General features: G+C 36.0%; 12 protein-coding genes, 2 tRNA genes and 1 riboswitch. Of the genes, 10 read left to right on the forward strand and 4 right to left on the reverse strand.

Features of this window, described 5'->3' with window-relative positions; genetic code table 11:
- The first annotated feature begins 131 nt into the window (after positions 1–131).
- The 5 genes from EKM79_RS03750 (at position 132) to EKM79_RS03770 (ending at position 11,056) form a co-directional block, all read left to right on the forward strand.
- The gene (locus EKM79_RS03750) at positions 132–1,232 is read left to right on the forward strand and encodes a DUF3324 domain-containing protein (protein WP_125566036.1); all 1,101 of its coding nucleotides are present in this window, start codon (positions 132–134) and stop codon (positions 1,230–1,232) included.
- Between the two features lie 98 nt (positions 1,233–1,330).
- Positions 1,331–2,311, forward strand: a complete 981-nt coding sequence (locus EKM79_RS03755; RefSeq protein ID WP_125566038.1) for a WxL protein host-binding domain-containing protein — start codon at positions 1,331–1,333, stop codon at positions 2,309–2,311.
- A gap of 1 nt (position 2,312) precedes the next feature.
- Complete coding sequence (locus EKM79_RS03760; protein ID WP_125566040.1) at positions 2,313–3,353, forward strand: DUF916 domain-containing protein; 1,041 nt, start codon at positions 2,313–2,315, stop codon at positions 3,351–3,353.
- A gap of 153 nt (positions 3,354–3,506) precedes the next feature.
- Positions 3,507–6,422: a BspA family leucine-rich repeat surface protein gene (locus EKM79_RS03765; protein WP_125566042.1), complete on the forward strand. Its 2,916-nt coding sequence runs from the start codon at positions 3,507–3,509 to the stop codon at positions 6,420–6,422.
- A 188-nt stretch (positions 6,423–6,610) separates the two neighbouring features.
- On the forward strand, positions 6,611–11,056 hold the full coding sequence (locus EKM79_RS03770; RefSeq protein WP_125566044.1) for a BspA family leucine-rich repeat surface protein: 4,446 nt from the start codon (positions 6,611–6,613) through the stop codon (positions 11,054–11,056).
- Between the two features lie 23 nt (positions 11,057–11,079).
- Here EKM79_RS03770 and EKM79_RS12350 read toward each other — a convergent pair whose 3' ends face one another.
- Positions 11,080–11,940, reverse strand: a complete 861-nt coding sequence (locus EKM79_RS12350) for a hypothetical protein (protein WP_246005616.1) — start codon at positions 11,938–11,940, stop codon at positions 11,080–11,082.
- Between the two features lie 171 nt (positions 11,941–12,111).
- Positions 12,112–12,600, reverse strand: a complete 489-nt coding sequence (locus tag EKM79_RS12355) for a helix-turn-helix domain-containing protein (protein WP_246005617.1) — start codon at positions 12,598–12,600, stop codon at positions 12,112–12,114.
- A 92-nt stretch (positions 12,601–12,692) separates the two neighbouring features.
- Positions 12,693–12,867, forward strand: a riboswitch (Lysine riboswitch).
- Positions 12,868–12,955: 88 nt separating this feature from the next.
- Between EKM79_RS12355 and EKM79_RS03780 the strand changes: the two genes are divergently transcribed.
- The 4 genes from EKM79_RS03780 to EKM79_RS03795 all read left to right on the forward strand — a co-directional run bounded on the left by EKM79_RS03780 (position 12,956) and on the right by EKM79_RS03795 (position 16,277).
- A complete protein-coding gene (locus EKM79_RS03780; RefSeq protein ID WP_125566046.1) occupies positions 12,956–14,407 on the forward strand; it encodes an amino acid permease in 1,452 nt (483 codons plus the stop codon).
- A gap of 287 nt (positions 14,408–14,694) precedes the next feature.
- Positions 14,695–15,984, forward strand: coding sequence for a serine--tRNA ligase (serS, locus tag EKM79_RS03785; protein ID WP_125566048.1), 1,290 nt, complete (start codon positions 14,695–14,697; stop codon positions 15,982–15,984).
- Between the two features lie 65 nt (positions 15,985–16,049).
- Positions 16,050–16,122: transfer RNA gene (locus tag EKM79_RS03790), tRNA-Asn, on the forward strand.
- Positions 16,123–16,204: 82 nt separating this feature from the next.
- Positions 16,205–16,277: transfer RNA gene (locus tag EKM79_RS03795), tRNA-Thr, on the forward strand.
- A gap of 55 nt (positions 16,278–16,332) precedes the next feature.
- Here EKM79_RS03795 and EKM79_RS03800 read toward each other — a convergent pair.
- A complete protein-coding gene (locus EKM79_RS03800; protein ID WP_125566050.1) occupies positions 16,333–17,328 on the reverse strand; it encodes an aldo/keto reductase in 996 nt (331 codons plus the stop codon).
- Between the two features lie 741 nt (positions 17,329–18,069).
- Here EKM79_RS03800 and EKM79_RS03805 point away from each other — a divergent pair.
- A complete protein-coding gene (locus tag EKM79_RS03805; protein ID WP_125566052.1) occupies positions 18,070–19,422 on the forward strand; it encodes an FAD-dependent oxidoreductase in 1,353 nt (450 codons plus the stop codon).
- Between the two features lie 49 nt (positions 19,423–19,471).
- On the opposite strand, the gene EKM79_RS03810 is transcribed toward EKM79_RS03805, so the two are convergent.
- The gene (locus EKM79_RS03810) at positions 19,472–20,164 is read right to left on the reverse strand and encodes an EAL domain-containing protein (RefSeq protein WP_125566054.1); all 693 of its coding nucleotides are present in this window, start codon (positions 20,162–20,164) and stop codon (positions 19,472–19,474) included.
- Between the last annotated feature and the right edge of the window lie 10 nt (positions 20,165–20,174).

The raw sequence follows: 20,174 nt of genomic DNA on the forward strand, positions 1-20,174 counted from the left end.
AAAAGAACCATCAGAGAAATCCCATTAGATTTCTTTGATGGTTCTTTTTTTAGAGTCTAGAGTTTTGTCCCAGACTCTTTGCTTTATAATAATCCTATAATGGATGTGTTTTTAGTAATGGAGGATATAGCATGAAAAGGGTAGTGAGTTTTTTTACATTTATATCAATAATCTTAGTTGGTATAGTGACAGTTGGATTAAATAACAATCTTACTGTAAATGCGGCTGTTAATGGAGGATATGCACTTCAAGTCGCAGGTGATTCTAATGATAACGTAAATTTAGATAATAAGTCTTATGTGATTACAGGAGAGCCTGGAAAAAAGGTAGAGGTTAAACTTGCGATTGTTAACCAAGAAAGCAAAACGAGAACTTTCTTATATAATGCAAATACTGCATATACTGCTTCTGGTGGATCTATAGGATATGATAAAACAAAAGTAACTGATCCATCGTTAAAAATTCAAACCAGAAAATTAATAACACCAAATAAAGGGACAATAACTATTCCTGGTAAGTCTAGCGCAACAGTTACTGCAACAGTCACAATCCCCAAGAAAAACTTTAATGGTTACCTTCTAGGTGGATTTAATGTTAGCCCATATAAGGAAAAGGCAAAAGGTACTGTTTCATCAAACGGTACTTTGATTAAGAATAAATTTAGTTATTCAATTCCTATACAGATTAAACAAACTGGAAATGAAACTGTAGAACCTAAATATTCAGTTAGAACTGTTAGACCGGGAGTTGTAACATCAGATAAGGGACAAACTCCAGGAGTATTGGCCAATGTTCACAATTCAACAAATAGTTTTTCCGGTGCTTTAGACTCTACTGCTGTAGTTACTAAAAAGGGTGATAAATCATTTAAAATCAAGACTGCTAATGGATCTCAGAATATTGCTCCAACATCAAATTATGATTATTCTATTTCTTGGGGTAAGAAAGCTTTGCAATCTGGAGAATATCATTTAAAGCTTACATATAAAACAGCTGGTGGTATAAAGAGTTGGGTTATTAATAAAGACTTTACTATTACTAACTCAGATGCTGCTAAGTATAATAAGCTTGCTGGTATCAAGCCTAATTATCTATGGTTGTATATTCTTCTTGCAATTTTAGCCTTAGCTATTATTTTAGGATTAGGTATTTACTTGGGTAAGAGAAATAATAAGAATAACAATGGTGGTAATAATGGAACAAACAATCAACCAAGAAAACGCCGTCGTTAATATTTATAAATAAAAAATTAAATTGAGCTGTTCCAAGACTTGGAACAGCTTTTTTAGTATTATTGATATATACATATCTTGGTTTGTGGGGTAAGAAAATGAAAAAAAGAATTATTTATTTATTATCTGTAATTGGTTTTTTTATGTTGTTCCTTTTTGTGACAACAAAAACGGTGCAGGCAGATATTAACGGTGTAACTGTTACCCCTCTGATTGGTGATTCTGATATTACCGATAGGTTTCAAATAATTAGTAAGAACGGCGGAGAAAGAAAGCTAAAAATATCCATTAGTAATTTTGGTATTAGAAGACTAAGGCTAAAAGTTGTACCGACCAATGCAACAACTTCCTCTGACGGTAAGATAGCTTATACTGAAAATATAAAAACAGGGGATTATGGATTACAATCTGCTTTTGCAGATATGACTAAGTCTCAAATAGTAACTTTAAAACCAAATCAGACAAAAGATCTTACTTTCAAAGTAAAAATTCCTGATAAAAAATTAAAGGGATTAATAATGGGTGGTTTCAATATTTACGATACTTATCGTGCAGCTAAGGGAACCGCTAATGTCCCAGTTTGGATAACAGAGGATAACAAACCAGTGGGTGGAATATTAAGTTTACATAGTTTATCGTTGGCTGCTGAAAACTATCAGCCGCATGTATATGTTAATCTTCAGAACAATCAACCGGGTATGATGAAAAAAGTAATTATTCATGCAACTGTTAAACGTAAAAGCTGGCTTGATCGCTTTAATTTGGGTCCTAAGAAAATGACAGCAGATTTAACTTATCCTACTGTTGCTCCAAACTCAAAAATACCAATTGATTTTAATCAAAATCAAACACCTATCACTCCTGGCAAGTATAAAGTTGATGGTGTGGCAAGAAGTGGAAAAGCTGTCTGGAATTTCAAAAAGACTTATACTATTACTGAAAAGCAAGCTAATGATATAAATTCACGTTGCAAAAATCTAGTCTATGATAAGACAATTACTTATATATTGATTGTATTAGTCTTAGTATCTCTCATCGTATTAATCTTTTGGGGAATTTGGCACCAGAATAGGAGTTAATATGAAACGAAAAAGTATATTTTTATTTACGATATTATTATTTCTTGTGGGTCTCATATATCCGGTTAACAGGGTAAGTGCTGCTGCTGATAAATCTTATTCAGTTCAAGCAGTATTACCGGATAATCAAATTGACAAGAATGAATCATATTTTGATTTAAAAGTTGAGCCTAATAAGGATCAAGATCTAAAAGTTATGATTATCAATACTGGTAGTGAACCAATTAAGGTGAAGGCCGAGGTTAATGATGCATACACGGCTGACTCTGGTGTTATTGGTTATGATAAGTACAATGTTAAATTGTTTAAGAATCAGAATCCTTCATTAAGTTCATTGGTTGAGGGTAAACGTAAGACCTCTGTAAACTTAAAAGTTGGACAGGCTAAGACTGTTAGTTTTAAAGTTAAGTCGCCGGCCAATGAATATACTGGAATTATCTTGGGCGGCGTAACTACAACCGCTAATGTAAGTCCTACAAAATCTAAGAATATCAATATTAAGAATCAAGTTAGATATGTTAAGGGAGTCGTTCTTCGCTCTAAAGATGATGGAGTAGTTCCTGACATGCATATGACCAATGCTAAGCCTAAGTCTGTAGCTGGTAATTCTGGTATTGCTTATACGTTGGATAATTCTGCACCAATCAATATTAATGAAGTTACTTTAAGTGCTAAAATTTATCACAATAGTGATACTACGAAATACAGCGCTAAGAATCTTCAAATAGCACCTAATTCTAAATTTGATTATTTTATTCCTGTAAAAGATTTAAGTGCTGGTAAATACAAAGGTGTCATTACTGTTAAGAGCAAAGCTGGTTATGAAAAAACCTTTACTAGGACCATTTCTGTAAGTAAGAGTGATGTTGATTATATATCGGAACAAGCAGAACAGAAGGTTAGCCGCAAGAGCAATCAATGGATAATAATCATTGTTGGAATTGTTGCTTTGATTCTAGTTGCTTTGTGGATGTTCCTGTATTATTCACAACGTAACAATAAGACGGGTTCACATGGTAAGAGAACTAGAAGTCGTAGATAATATTAAAAAATAAGCCTTTTGGCTTATTTTTTTTGACCCTTTGCCTAAATTATAGATAATTTATATCTTTTAAATTATTAAAAGTCTGTCATAATGAAAGCGTATCATAAATATTTTTATAATATATTTTCATAAATTGGAGGGAGACTTTTTATGAGATTTATGCAATTGAAACACGACCCAAATGCGGTTGTTAGAAAGAAACTGATTAAATCTGGCAAAAAGTGGGCAGTAGTATCCGCACTTTCGTTTGCCGGAGTTCTTTTGGGAGGTACACTCACTGGATTAGATGTTAATGCTGATGTAGTAGGAACATCAGATATATCTAATCCTGATTCTGTGGTTAATACTGGTACTGAAAAAAAGCAGTCGAAATCTGTTACAGCCAATGTGACGATAAACTCTAACTTAGGAGAAGAGACTGTAAACAATGTTACTGGTGAAGTAGGACAAACTGTAACTATTACTGTACCTGCTAAAGAAGGTTATAGGGCTGATAAAAGTATGATAGTTGCTACCGTAAATGCTGATGGCACTATTACTACTGATGAATCAGTTAATTATACTTCCGTTGAAACAGAAAATAATGAGGTAGCAAAACCCGAAATAGCTTCAGAACCCTTAGAGGGTAATTCTAATTCAAGTACTATTTCAGATGTTTCAGCATCTCAAATGAATACTCAGAGTGTAGCTCAAAAAGCTGCTACTACTTCAGATATAAATTCTGAAGCTGATAATCTGGATGATGGTGGTAAATTTGGTTATTCCAGTTGGTATATTGATAATGGTGGAACTCTTCATATAGGTGCTGGTAAATTGGGATCGTATGGAGTTACAAATTGGAAGAGTAGCACACATTTTAGTGATATTAACTCTGTTCAAATAGATGCTGGTGCCATTGCCAATGCTAATTCGGAGTCTTTATTTAGTGGATTGTCAAATGTTACATCAATTGATGGCATAGGTAACTTAGATACAAGTAATGTCACAAATATGTATTCGATGTTCTCAGGCGCTTCAAAAATACAATCGCTAGATCTTTCCAACTGGAATACAAGTAACGCTACAGATATGCATTATATGTTCAATGGCATGAGTTCTTTGGAAGATTTAAATTTGTCATCTTTCAATACTGAAAATGTTACAGATATGGGAAGTATGTTTATTGCTGATTTTTCTTTAAAGAAGTTAGATTTATCATCGTTTGATACAAGTAAAGTTACAACCATGTCTGGCATGTTTTCAGGCCCCGATTTAAGCAGACCTGGTAGCATGAAATTGGAAGAAATAATAATTAATCCGGATAAATTTAATACCTCTAATGTCACAAATATGGCTTCTATGTTTTATAGGTTACCTGAATTGAAGAGTATAGATACGTCCAAGTTTAATACTAGTAAAGTAACTTCTATACGAACAATGTTTAATAGTGATTCATCTCTAAAAAGTTTAGATTTATCCAGCTTTGATACTCGTTCTTTGGCTGGTCAGAATGAACAAGTTAATAGTATGCTGTACGGAACTAAGTTGTACAAGATAAAGTTTGGCGCGTACACGGGTGTGGATACTTCGATAGCCTTAACACCAGGAAATTGGCAAGCAGTTGGATCTGGTACTGAGAATGATCCTCAAGGGGAAAAATTAACTGCAGATCAAATTATGGAACGCTATTCTTCAACAATGCCATCTGTTGCCGAAACTTATGTTAGATTGGTCAATGGCACAACTTCAGTAGATACCTCATACAGCGACAATTCAAAAGAACCAAGTACTATTACTTCTGGAAATATTCAAGGCGTACCTGGAAATAACTTTACAACGACGGTAGTTGTACCTGCAGTTGAAGGATATACACCGTATAAGAATGAAAATGAAAAACTTGTTAAAGATTATTCTGGAAATTATTCAACAACAGTTTCAGGTACAATTGATGAACCGAATACATTTATAACGAAAGATAGTATTATTTACAAACCAGATGTTGTTATTACTAGTGTTATTGCAAGAGTACTCAATGAGTCCGGACAATTTATGGGGCAGTATACAATTCCTGATATTTCTGAAGAGGTTAATAACTACGATGTTAGTGAGTTGCTGCCTAATTACAAAGGTTACACACCTAAATCAACTACTGTAAACATTACAAAAAATGATGAGGGTGGTTTCTCAGCTACAGATATCTTCTACAAGAAAGATAATGAAGAGGTATCTGCCGATGTAACAATCAAGTCAAACCTAGGGGACCAAACAGTTAAAGATGTCCCAGGAACACCTGGAAAACCATTAAAAGTTAAGGTCCCAATAATTGCAGGATACACTTCAGATAAGTCAGAAGTTGATGCAACAGTCAATGCAGGCGGAACAATTACTGTTAATGATCCAAAAAATGCAGGCTACGTAACATACACTAAGATACCAACAAGCAATGGTGGAGGAGGTTTATCAACACCTACACCAACAGAAGAAATATCTAATGTATATATTGATGTGGCTACTTTTGCTGATCAACCAGCCGCAAGGTTGTATGATTCGAATGGTCAATTGATTACTAATCGTGCCTTGAAGCCTAACACTGGTTGGTATGCTGACAAGAAGTTAACTAAGAATGGTATTTCATACTACCGTGTAGCTTCTAATGAGTGGGTCAAGATGAACTATGTTTACGTTTATAATTCGAACAACAAGTTTATTGAGACTTACAATGATTCTAGCAAGCATTTACTCAATGCTCATCAAAAACAAATAAGTAGAGAGCTTCGTCCAACGAGCGATTGGGTGACTGATATTTCTACTTATATGAATGGTGTTAAGTATTATCGTGTTGGCAGTAATGAATTTGTTAGCACCAATGATGCTTTTGAGTACATCCCATTACGTGCTGTAGTTCAGACTAATAATTACAATGTCACTGTTTACGATGAACGTGGCAATGCTGTAACTAATAGGCAGTTGAAGGCTAATAGTAGTTGGTTAACTGATAAATCAGCGGTTATTAATGGCGTGACTATGTATCGTGTAGCCACTAATGAATGGGTTAGAGCCATTGATGTACTGAATGTCAAAGAATGATTTTTTGTTAAATATTATTAATGAATGATTTTAACACATGGGCATCCTCAATGAGTATGCCTATTTTTTGACCATTTATTTAAATTATATCTAATTGATGACTTTAAAATTATTAAAAGTCTGTCATAATAATAGCGTATGATAAATATTTTTATAATATTTTTTCATAAATTGGAGGGAGACTTTTTATGAGATTTATACAACTGAAACACGATCCAAATGCGGTCGTTAGAAAGAAAATGATAAAATCTGGCAAAAAGTGGGTAGTGGTATCTGCCCTTTCGTTTGCCGGCGTTCTTTTGGGAGGTGCAGTTACTGGGTTAGATGTTAACGCAGATGTAGTAGGAACATCGGATGTATCTAATTCTGATTCTGTAGTTAATACTGGTACTGAACCAAAGCAGTCGAAATCTGCTACAGCCAATGTAACGATAAACTCTAACTTAGGAGAAGAGACTGTAAACAATGTTACAGGTGAGGTAGGACAAACCGTAACTATTGCTGTACCAGCTAAAGAAGGGTATAGAGCTGACAAAAGTATGATAGTTGCTAATGTAAATGATGATGGCACTATTACTACTGATGAATCGGTTAATTATACCGCCGTTGAAACAGCAAAGAATGAAGTAGCAAAGCCTGAAGTGGCTTCAAAACCCTTAGAAGATGATCCTGATTCAAGTACTGTTTCAGCTGATTCAGCATCTCAAATGAATACTCAAAGTGTAGCTCAGAAAACCGCTACCGTTTCAGATGTAAATTCTGAATCTGACAATTTGGATGATGGTGGTAAGTTTGGTGATTCTAGCTGGTATATTGATAATGGCGGAACTCTTCATATAGGTGCTGGCGAATTAGGACCAGAAGGATCTGCAAATTGGAGGCAAAGTGAACATCTAAATGATATAACTACAGTCAAAATCGATCCTGGTGCAATCGCTAATTCGGATTCTAGCTATTTATTTAGTGGAATGTCCAATGTTACATCAATTGATGGCATAGGTAATTTAGACACACGCAATGTTACAAATATGAGTTATATGTTCTCAACTTGTGAAAAAATACAGTCGCTAGATCTTTCAAACTGGGATACAAGTAATGTTACAAATATGAGTTATATGTTCTCAACTTGTGAAAAAATACAGTCGCTAGATCTTTCAAACTGGGATACAAGTAATGTTACAAATATGAGTTATATGTTCTCAACTTGTGAAAAAATACAGTCGCTAGATCTTTCAAACTGGGATACAAGTAATGTTACAAATATGAGTTATATGTTCTCAACTTGTGAAAAAATACAGTCGCTAGATCTTTCAAACTGGGATACAAGTAATGTTACAAATATGCGTTATATGTTCTCAAATTGTAAAAAAATACAGTCGCTAGATCTTTCAAACTGGGATACAAGTAATGTTACAAATATGAGTGATATGTTCCATGCGATGGGTTCTTTGGAATACTTAAATTTGTCATCTTTCAATACTGAAAAGGTTACAGATATGAGCTTTATGTTTTATTATGTTTCTTTCTTAAATAAGTTGGATTTATCATCGTTTGATACAAGCAATGTTACCGACATGAAAGGTATGTTTGAGTATGCTTCTAGCGTGGAAAGTATATTGTGGGATCCAGATAAATTTAATACTTCTAATGTCACTGATATGAGTGGTATGTTTGATGAGATGGGAAAATTAAAGAGTGTAGATATATCTAAGTTTGATACTAGTAAAGTAACTTATATGCCGAGAATGTTTGCCTTTGATGATTCTCTAGAAAGCTTAGATTTATCCAGTTTTGATACATCTTCATTAGCAGGCCAGACTGCATCAACGAATGGTATGTTAGGCGGAACCAACTTGTATAAAATTAAATTAGGTAAGAGTACAGGGCTTAGTAGTAGAGCATTTCTTATCGACGGTGATTGGCAGGCTGTGGGTTCCGGTACTGAGAGCAATCCTCAAGGTAAAAAATATACAGCTGCTCAGATAATGACGCTTTATTCAACCATGCCAGCAGTTGCTGAGACCTATGTCCGTTTAGTATCTCAAGTATCTGGTAGTTTAGATGTGGAAACATTATATAGTGACAAAGCAGATAAAGGCAGTATTCCAGTTGATAACTTATCTGGAGTACCCGGAGGTACGTTCACCGTGAATATCACTGTTCCTGCAGTTGCTGGTTACATACCGTATAAGAATGGTACAGAAAAACTTGTTGCAGACAAAGATGGAAATTATACGACTTCAGTATCAGCACAAGTTAATGGTGAGAATGATTTTAGTACAAGTGATACTATCACTTACGTTAAGTCTTCATTCATCGGTCACGTGATAGCAAAGACACATTATGACGATGATCAACAACCAGATGGCACATTGGATCTAGGCGAAATAACTGGTGATTTTGGTACAAAGGGAACCATAGATATATCTGATACTACGAAATATCCATTACCAGCTAATTACTCACTAGATAATCCAATAATAAATTACTCTATTGATAGTAATGGTAACCTGAGCGTTGATACTATCAACTACATAAGAAATAAAGTAGGTGGCATGTTAGAGGTACCGACTTCATATGATGATAAAGGAGAAGGAATACCGATAACGACCGATGTAAATGAACTGCCAAATACTCCATCAAGTGTTGAAATAACAGTTCCATCAGTGGATGGTTATACGCCATACAAGAATGGCGAGATGCTTGTAGCAGATGGAAGTGGAATCTATAAGACAATGGTAGACTTCACAATTGATGAGAATGGGGAAGTATCAACATCAGCTGAAATCCACTATAAGAGAGATAAAGTAAGCGGAACAGTAGAAGTACCCACCTCATATAGTGACAAAGCAGATGAAGGCAGTATACAAGTTGATAACTTATCTGGAGTACCTGGCGATGCACTAACTGTGAACATTACTGTTCCAGCAGTAGATGGTTATACACCATACAAGAACAATACAGAAAAACTTGAAAAGGATAAAGATGGAAATTATACGACATCTATAGCAGCTCAAATTAATGGTGATAATGACTTCATTACAGGTGATAGTATCGTCTATAGGAAGTCCACGTTTGATGTAATAGCAAAGACACATTATGACGATGGAGAAGAACCAGATGGTACGTTGGATCTTGGTGAAATAACGGGCGATTTTGGTTCAAAGGGAACAATAGATATATCCGATACTACCAAATATCCATTACCAACAAATTATTCATTAGACAATCCAATAATAAATTACTCGATTGGTAATGATGGTACATTGAATGTTGGTACTGTTGAGTACAAGAGGCTTCAAGCAAAGGGACCTCTAACAGTTACAACAAAGTATGATGATGGCACACCAGATGGTAGTATTGAGATTCCGGATGTATCTGGAACATATGGATCCACAGGTAATTCCGAAAATGTAACAAATCTTCCGGTACCAAAGAATTACACAACAGATACCAAGTCAGTAACGTATTCAGTTGATGATACAGGTAACTTGACAGCAACCAGTGCGATTGAATACAAGAGGCTCCAAGCAAAAGGATCTCTAACAGTTACGACGAAGTATGATGACGGCACACCAGATGGCAGTATTGAGATTCCAGACGTAACAGGAGCATATGGATCCACAAATCCTGCTTATGATATTTCGAAGTCTGTATCAAAGGATGGTTATTCGACAAATGACAATACAATTCCCATTTCAATTGATAGCGAAGGTAAGATAACCACTACAGGAGCAGTTCACTATACCAAAAATACTCCCGACACTGTTACAGCCGACGTAACAATCAAGTCTAATCAAGGGGATCAAATAGTTGAAAATATCTCAGGAAAACCTGGTGACCAATTTAATGTCACCGTTCCAACAATTGCAGGTTATACTTCAGATAAAGCTACAGTTGATGTAACGGTCAATGCAGATGGAACAATTACTGTTAATGATCCAGATAATGCGGGATATGTAACATACACTAAGACGCCAACAAACAATGGTGGTGGAGGTTCTTCAACGCCCACACCAACAAAAGAGACATCTAATGTGAATATCGATTTGGCAACTTTTGCGGATAGACCAGCTGTTCAATTGTATGATTCTAATGGTAATTTAGTTTCGTATCGTGCATTGAAATCAAACACTGATTGGCACGCTGATAAGAAGATGACTAAGGATGGTATTTCATACTATCGTGTAGCTTCTAATGAGTGGGTCAAGATGGATGATGTGTATGTTTATAATTCAGATGATGGATATATTGAGACATATAATGACTCCAATAAGGACTTGCTTAATGCACATCAAATTAAGTTAGATAGCCAACTTCGTCTATCAAGCGGTTGGGTAACTGACGTTTATACTTACATGAATGGTGTTAAATACTATCGTGTTGGTAGAAATGAGTTTGTCAGTTCAAGTGATGTATTTAAGTACACGCCAATACATGCTGTTGTCCAAACTAATAATTACAACGTTACGGTTTATAACGAACGTGGCAATGCTGTAACTAATAGACAGTTGAAGGCTAATAGTGGCTGGAGAACTGATAAGTTGGCTGTAATTAATGGGGTACAAATGTACCGTGTAGCAACTGATGAATGGGTTAAAGCCGCAGATGTATCAGTTGTCAAAGATTATTAGTCAAAAAAAATAAGCCGAGAGGCTTATTTTTTTGTCTTTGTTTTCTTTTTATCAGCATCACGGTTCTTAAGCTTATCAACGTAAACTTGATTCAAACGAACCAGTAGCCAGATATAATCAGTACGTGTATTGGTAATGTTCCAAGGAATAACTTGCATCCCTTTTGGATACAACTCTAATTCGTAATCTCTAGGTAAAATATCAAGTGTTGAGATCAATACGTCAACATCTTCGTATTGGTCACTTGGAACAACTTGAACGAATTCCAGCGTTCTAACATTTCTTAGGACTACTTCTTCAGCTGCATTACCGGGATCAACCAGTACTTTGACATGGATATAATCTTCTTTTTGAATGGTATTGATGTAACTTGGCAGAATCTGATATAAGTCATGTGCAATAGCTTCGGCAGCATTATGAACACCGTGATATTCATCATCATCAACATTCGCAAAGAATCCGAGTACGTTCTGATACAGAGACGATAGTGTCTTGGTATCTTCAGGATTCTTATCATAATAACTTCCCTTGATAATTTCGTCATTAGCCATTATGTAGTAGAAGATAATATCACGTGAAACGTAGGTCATAATATCCTTTAGAACTTTTTGGTTGTGATAAACGGTCATGTCATCACGATAGTGTTCCTTTAAGAAGTCTATAAAGTGATAAACCAAAGCATAAAACTTAGGATTAATTCTGACATCGAAGTTCATTGGTTGTGCGTAAATTTCAGCACTTGGTTGGAAGACCATCTTATGGAATAAGTTAAGCAATTTATTCTCGTTATCTAGTGCATTGATTGGAACGATTGTGTAATCTTCACGACGAAGAACATCTTCACCGAGCTTTTGGTTACCAAATACGTCATTATAAGTGTCCATGTTAGTAATATAATTGCGTTTGGTCAGCCTAATACGCGATATGGCTAGGAAATATTCAAGCTGAATATAAGTTATAGGGTTACTGAAAGTCTTGCCAGAGCGGTCAATAATGTCGTCTATATCGTCTTGCTTAATTAATGGAAATGGCCATTCTTGCCCATGATATATGTATCAGTAGACAAAGTATGCCATCCAACGGATACTTTTTTCGTCTCCCTTGATCTCCAATGTAGAGTTGGAGATTTTTAAGCCGAAGTTTTTTAGAAATGATCTAAAAGCAGACATTCTTCGGTTTAGGGTCGACTTGCTAGTGAAGTGTTCGTTACTAAAAGCATCGAAAGAGGGATTAGCGTTAGTTAGTCCGTAATTAAATGCTTGGAAGACAATAGAGTTTTGGACCAAATACAATCTGTATGTATCGATTGCAATCTTCGAGAAATCAATAGATTCGATCTTAGTGACTTTTGGATCCATATCCGGAGCAACATCCATAATATCTTCTAGCAATGCTTGGAAGATGTTATAAGTCTTCTGATATGTAAATTGCATTCGATTACTAATATTGCTAAGGTTTAGCTCTTGAGGTGGCAATGACTTGATTACCGTGAGCATACGATATTTTTCAACATCTTGTTTAACTAAAAAAACTTGCTCCAACATGTTCGATTCCCCCGACTCTGGCGTATTAAATAAAACACAATTAATTTGTGACACTACTTGCTACTATGGTAACATTTATTTATAATATTTTGTAATCAGATAGAGGCGCATTGTCAATAATTAGCACTTTTGAGTACGATAGGGTACAAAGATTTAGTGTAAAAGGTGACAATGCCGAAATTATGTTACTCCTATTGGTAAGATAGTTGGGCCGTTATTTAACAAGTAACGGACTGTCGCACGTTGGTGCGTTGAGCTATTGATCATTTGGATGAAAACATAATCCTTATTGTCAGTAGTTTCTTCTGGTAATAAGGATTTTTTTGTAAAATCCAAGATGGGGGAAACGAAAAAAATGGAAAATACTGATGTAAATCGGTCGTTGAAAACTAGACATCTGTCCATGATTGCTCTTGGTGGATCAATCGGTACTGGACTCTTCGTTGCTAGTGGTTCGTCAATTTCGACAGCCGGTCCCGGAGGAGCTTTGGTGGCTTATGTCGCCATTGGTATCATGGTTTACTTTTTAATGACTAGTTTAGGAGAGATGGCTACTTATATGCCTGTTTCAGGGTCTTTTGCTACATATGCTACTAAGTTTATTGACCCTGCCTTTGGATTCGCCTTAGGGTGGAACTATTGGTTTAACTGGGCAATTACGTTAGCTGTTGATCTTTCAACTATTTCGATTGTTGTTAAGTATTGGTTCCCGAGTTGGTCATCGTGGAAGATTAGTTTGAGCTTCCTGATTGTTCTATTAATTATTAATTTGGTTTCAGTTGGTTCATTTGGTGAGACTGAATATTGGTTATCATCTATTAAGGTTACTGCTGTTATTGTCTTCTTGATCGTTGGCGTGTTGACAATAATGGGTATCCTTGGTGGTGATGGTCATGCACTTGGTTTAAGCAATTATACGTATAAGCACGCACCATTCGTTGGTGGAGTACCGGCGGTACTGAGTGTGTTCGTTGTTGCTGGATTCTCGTTCCAGGGTACTGAATTGATCGGTATCACTGCTGGTGAATCCGCAACACCTGAGAAGAGTATCCCTAAGGCTATCAAACAAGTTTTCTGGAGAATCCTTCTATTTTATATTTTATCCATTGCCGTTATTGGCGCAATTATTCCTTATACAAGTCCTAACCTTTTGGGTTCAGAGGCTGGGGATATTGCAATTAGTCCATTTACTATCGTCTTCAAGAAGGTAGGTATTCCGTTAGCTGCTGGTATTATGAATGCTGTTATTCTGACATCTGTTATTTCTGCCGCTAACTCTGGACTTTATGCTGCTAGTCGTATGCTTTGGTCAATGAGTAAGAATGATATGGCACCACATGCCTTTGAGAGAACTAATAACCGTGGTGTTCCAGTATTCTCACTCTTACTTACAGCCTTAGTCGGTGGAGCCGCATTGTTCACTAGTTTGTATGGTGATTCATTCTATGAATTATTGGTTGCTGCCAGTGGTTTGACCGGATTCATTGCTTGGATCGGTATTGCGTTCTCACATTATCGTTTCAGAAAAGCATATATGAATAAGGGCTACAGCTTGGATGATTTGAAGTACAAGGCTAAGTGGTTCCCATTTGGTCCAATCCTCGCTATTATTCTGGGAATTATTATCATAATTGGTCAGGATATTCGTTCATTAGTTGATTTCAACGTTATGCGTTTGTTGATCAGTTATAGTGGACTTATCGTCTTGTTTGTCTGCTGGGCATACTACAAGATCCGTCACCATACGAAGTTCTTGAAGTTAGACGATATTGATGTTGAACATACTAAGAGACATTATCATTATTAATTTGAATTTTTGGTAATTTTAAATTACTATATAGATAAATAAACAAAGCCAAGAGAGTACCTATACTGAATCTTTCAGAGAAGCGATGGTTGGTGTGAATCGCTAAGATTTTTATTCCAGTGCCCTGGCTAACGGGTAATGCCGTTCGGATTGATCCGATATAGTCTGCGAGTGCAATGTATTTGTTATACATTGAAACTGGGTGGTACCGCGAAAAGTAGTCGATTCGTCCCTTTATGGGATGAGTGGCTACTTTTTTTGCTTACAAATTTTAGGAGGAATAATCAATGCTTGATATTAAGATGATCAGACAAAATCCAGATTGGACAAAAGATAAGTTAGCTTCACGTGGTGTTACTGCTGAAGAAATCGATCATTTGTTGGACTTGGACAAGAGCCGTCGTGATTTACTAGTTCAAAGTGAAACTTTGAAGGAAAAGAGAAATAAGGTTTCTCAAGGTATCGCTGAAAAGAAACGTAATAAAGAAAATGCTGACCAAGAAATTGCTGACATGAAGCAAGTTGGTTCAGACATTAAGGAATTAGATGCCAAGTTGGAAGATACAGCTGACAAGATGAACTATATTTTAGTTCGTCTACCTAATATTCCTGATGATTCAGTTCCAGTTGGACCTGATGAAAGTTACAATAAGGAAATCCGTAAGTGGGGAGATATTCCTGAATACAAGTTCACACCAAAGCATCACTGGGAGATCGGTGAAGATCTTGGTATCTTAGATTTTGATCAAGCTGCTAAAGTTTCTGGTAGTCGTTTTGTTTATTACATCGGTTTGGGTGCTAGACTTGAACGTGCTGTGTACAACTTTATGTTGGATCAACACCAACAAGAAGGTTATACAGAAATGATTACACCTTACCTAGTAAATAACCAAGCAATGTTTGGTACATCTCAATTCCCTAAGTTTACTGAAGATGTTTATACGGTTATGGTTGACGAAAACCCACTAACATTGATTCCTACCGCTGAAGTTCCATTGACTAACTACTTTGCTGGTAAGATTCTTGATGGTGCTGAACTTCCTAAGAAGGTTACTGCCTTATCACCAAGCTTCCGTTCAGAAGCAGGTAGTGCCGGCCGTGATACTCGTGGATTGATCCGTATGCACCAATTCAATAAGGTTGAAATGGTTAAGATTGCTAAGCCAGAACAATCATTTGACGAATTGGAAAAGATGACAGCCGATGCTGAAAATATCTTGAAGAAGTTGAATATCCCTTATCACGTTATTGTTCTATCAAGTGGGGATGCAAGTTTCAGTTCAACTAAGACATACGATCTTGAGACATGGTTGCCAGGACAAGGCAAGTATCGTGAAATCTCAAGTTGTTCAAACTGTCTAGACTTCCAAGCACGTCGTGCTCAAATTCGTTATCGTGACGAAAATGGTAAGGCTCAACTAGTTCACACATTGAACGGTTCAGGTTTGGCTGTTGGTAGATGTGTTGCTTCAATCCTTGAAAACTATCAAAATGAAGATGGTTCAGTAACAATTCCTGATGTTTTGGTACCATACATGGGTGGAGTAACAAAAATTACTAAAGAAAATGCGAAATAGATATTGACGTTTTATTAGTAGATTGATAAAATTTAATAGTTGTTGAAAAGCGACTATTGAATTATTCCGGATTAGCTCAGTTGGTAGAGCATCTGACTGTTAATCAGGGTGTCGTCAGTTCGAGTCTGACATCCGGAGTTATATACTTAGGAAAAACCTAGGTGCGCTGATAATACATCTAGTTCTTAGGAATTAGATGTATTTTTTTTAGGCGTTTTATGCCATCTTAGCTCAGTTGGTAGAGCATCGGTATCGTAAACCGGCGGTCACAGGTTCAAATCCTGCAGATGGCAGATATAACAAAAAAAGAGAGTGCTGATTTTTAATCAGTACTCTCTTTTTTTTGCATTACTTGATTAGTTTATTTATTTCATTTACTTCGTCAGATGAGAATTCAAGATTGTCTAATGCTTTTAGATTCTCGTCCAAGTGATCATTATTAGTAGTACCGATAATAACACTAGCTACAACTGGATCTCTTAATAACCAAGCAAGTGACATTTGACTTAGAGTTTGGTGACGTCCTTTTGCAATCTCGTTCAGTGAGTTGAGCTTTGCTACTAAAGCATCTTTACCGTTGTCTAAGAGACTTGAGTTTGTGTGATGAATCTTGAATTCATCAGTAATACCGTTAAGGTATCTGTCTGACAATAATCCTTCACACAATGGTCCATAAGCAATTACTCCCGCACCGTTATCCTTTAGTAGTTTAGCAAGACCACTAGTTTCAACGTGATTATTTAACAAGTTCATACTCATTTGATCTAGCACGAATGGAGTTCCCAATTTCTTGAATATTTCAATTGCCTTTTTCATTTCAGGAACTTCATAATTAGAAACACCGACGTACAATGCTTTACCTGATCTAACGATATCGTTAAGTGCATAAGCTGTTTCTTCAACGGGTGTTTTGTCGTCATAGCGGTGTGCATAATAAATATCCACATAGTCAAGATTCAATCTTTGTAGTGAATCATTGATACCTTGAATCAATGACTTTCTTGATGTACCAATACCATAAGGACCGTCATGGATTTCGTATCCAACTTTAGTTGAAATTACTAATTCATCACGATAGGCTTTTAAGTCATCCTTTAGAATTTGACCAAGGAGTTCCTCAGAAGTACCGAAGCCGGTTTCTCCATTACCATAATGATTTGCGACATCGAAGTGAAAGACACCTTTGTCAAAAGCGTGAAGGATCACATCTCGTCTGTCACTTAGTGGGGCAGCACTACCGAAGTTGCGCCATAAGCCCAATGAAATAGGTGGAAGCATCAAGCCAGTTTGGCCAGCGTGACGCACAGAATTATTTTTGTAACGATTATCTGATGCAGAATACATTTCCTCAACCTCCCAATTATTCAATACTACTTCATGGTAATCTAAAGAAATAGGTTACTCAAGCAGGAAGGCCACATTGTCAGACGCAAAAAAATAAGTTCGCCTCTTGGGGGGACGAACTCATTTATTTGTCACACACACTGTGTAACGGGTTACCAGTAGTGCAAGTGGCCAGATATGATTTTGTGAGGTTTCCAAATTTGTCAAAAATAGAGAGGGATTTTATTAACTAATGAAAGCATTCAATCAGTGATCATCGGAATGGGAAAATGGAAACTGACGAAACTTAACTCGTAAATATAAATTGATTGAGGGGGGCAATTCATATTTATTTTTGAGTTGTAATATAACTCGTTACGATATGAGGATGTGTACCGTAACTTGTTTTACTTATTTAATAAAAGGAAGGAATTGCATTGGCAATCATATCTGTACCCCTTTCACACTGAAGAGTATACAACATTTGTTTAAACATTTCTATTCATATTAGACAAAAATTTTTATTTGTTTTTAACATCACAAACTATTATTTTTGTATGATAATATAAGTACTTCTTGTTTTACGGTCAGAAACAGCAATTTGGTTAGTGAGGGAGAAGGGAAACGTTGCTATAGATGGAATTGTATGCTTTATAGATTAAAGCATATTTTTTTATAAATCTTGGGAAAGCGTTTACGGAAAATAGACATTCCGTCTTTAGTAATAGTTTGAATTATCACAATAAAAGGATGGTAGATACTATGAAAGTTAGTATTATTGGTTGTACACACGCAGGTACATTTTCAGCAATGAATATTTTGAAGGCACATCCGGACTGGGAAGTTACAGTCTATGAACGCAATGATAATTTATCATTTTTGTCATGTGGAATCGCACTTTGGGTAAGTGATCGTGTTTCAGATCCTAATAAGATGTTCTATTCAAGCCCTGATGACTTAGCTAAATTGGGTGCAAACATGCAAATGAGACACGATGTAACTAATATCGACTTTGATAATAAGACATTAACTGTTAAGAATTTGGAAACTGGTGATGTTTCTGAACAAGACTATGACAAGTTAGTTATTACTACAGGTTCAGCTCCTATTGTTCCTAATATCCCAGGTATCAAATCAGATAAGGTCAAACTATGCAAGAATTGGGCTAATGCCGTTGAATTAAGAGAGAATGCACAAGATGTTAATAGTGCCATCGTTATTGGTGCTGGTTATATCGGTGCTGAGTTGGCAGAAGGTTATGCAACTCTGGGTAAGAAGACTACATTGATCGATGCTCTACCTGATGTTCTAGCTAAGAACCTTGATAAGAATATGTCAGAAGTAGCTGAACAAGATTATGTAGATAATGGCGTTATTCTCGGATTAGGTGAGAAAGTTCAATCATTTGAGGAGACTGCTGACGGTGTTATCGTTAAAACTGATAAGAATGAATACAAAGCTGATGTTGCTGTAATGTGTGTAGGTTTCCGTCCTAATACAGATATGTTCAAGGATGAATTCGAGACACTACCAAATGGTGCCTTGATCGTTGATGAATATATGCACACAAGCAAACCGGATGTATTCTCTGCCGGTGATGCCGCATCAGTTCATTACAATCCAACAAATGACAACCAATACATTCCTTTAGCAACTAATGCCGTACGTCAAGGTATCTTGGTTGGTGCAAATATTGAAAAGAATACTGCTAAATATATCGGTACACAATCATCTTCAGCCGTTGAGTTATTTGGCAGAACATATGCTGCAAGTGGTTTGACTGTTGGACATGCTAAGATTCTTAATAAGGAAGTTGAAAGTGTAACTCTTGAAGATAACTATCGTCCAGAATTCATGTTATCAACAACTCCAGTTTTGATGAACCTAGTATGGGATCCAGATACACGTGTGGTACTTGGTGGTGCTTTGACAAGTATGTATGACGTATCACAATCAGCTAATTTACTATCATTAGCTATTCAAAAGAAAGTAACTATTGATGAATTATCAATGGTAGACTTCTTGTTCCAACCAAACTTTGATAAGCCAGTTAATTACGTAAGTGCTTTGGCAATTGCTGCTGTAGAAAAAGCTAATAGTAAAGTATCAGAATAAAGAACAAAAAAGAGCTGCGATAAATTTTGAATTTATCGTAGCCCTTTTTTTAGTACAAACAATAGTCGTTTGGTAATTTTAATAATTGTGGTTTGCTGTAGTAATAACCTTGTTTTAAATGCACCCCTAGTTTGTCACTAAGTTGATGATCAGCTTTGTCTTCGATTCCTTCGACAATCAAACGCAATCCATATTCCTGACTCATTGCGTGCCAGAAGTGAATTTTTTGTTGCATCCTTTCGTCGATGAATTTTTTACTGAAGTTTTGTAATGCAAACTTCAATTCTGAAGCAAATGGTAATAGATCTTTGATGTTATGAAAAAGATTAACACCAGTACCAACGTCATCAAGGGAAATTTGCATTCCTCTATCCAAGAATTCAGTTAGTTTTTCTAGTACTTCTTCAATTGAATATTTATTAGGACTTTCATCCTCTGTTAATTCAACGACTAGCTTAGTTGGGTAAATTTGTTGCTGACTTTGGATTATAGCTTCAGAAATCGTTGTTGTCATAAGTTGTTCACGACTAATATTTACGGATAAACGACGTACCTTGTCTGATAATACCTTAGTTGTTTGGATCAATAGGTCGGCAGTAATTTGTGGGTCTATTGCTGAAAATGATTCTGGCAAGCGCCAACCAACCGGTGTATGTTCCTTCATTAGTAATTCGTATCCAATGATTGTATCCGTATTAGTGTCTACTTGAGGTTGAACAAAATAACGATAAACTGATTCCAATAAGTAATTC

Origin of the sequence: Companilactobacillus insicii (assembly GCF_003946015.1) — a bacterium.
In the GTDB taxonomy this organism is placed as follows: domain Bacteria; phylum Bacillota; class Bacilli; order Lactobacillales; family Lactobacillaceae; genus Companilactobacillus; species Companilactobacillus insicii.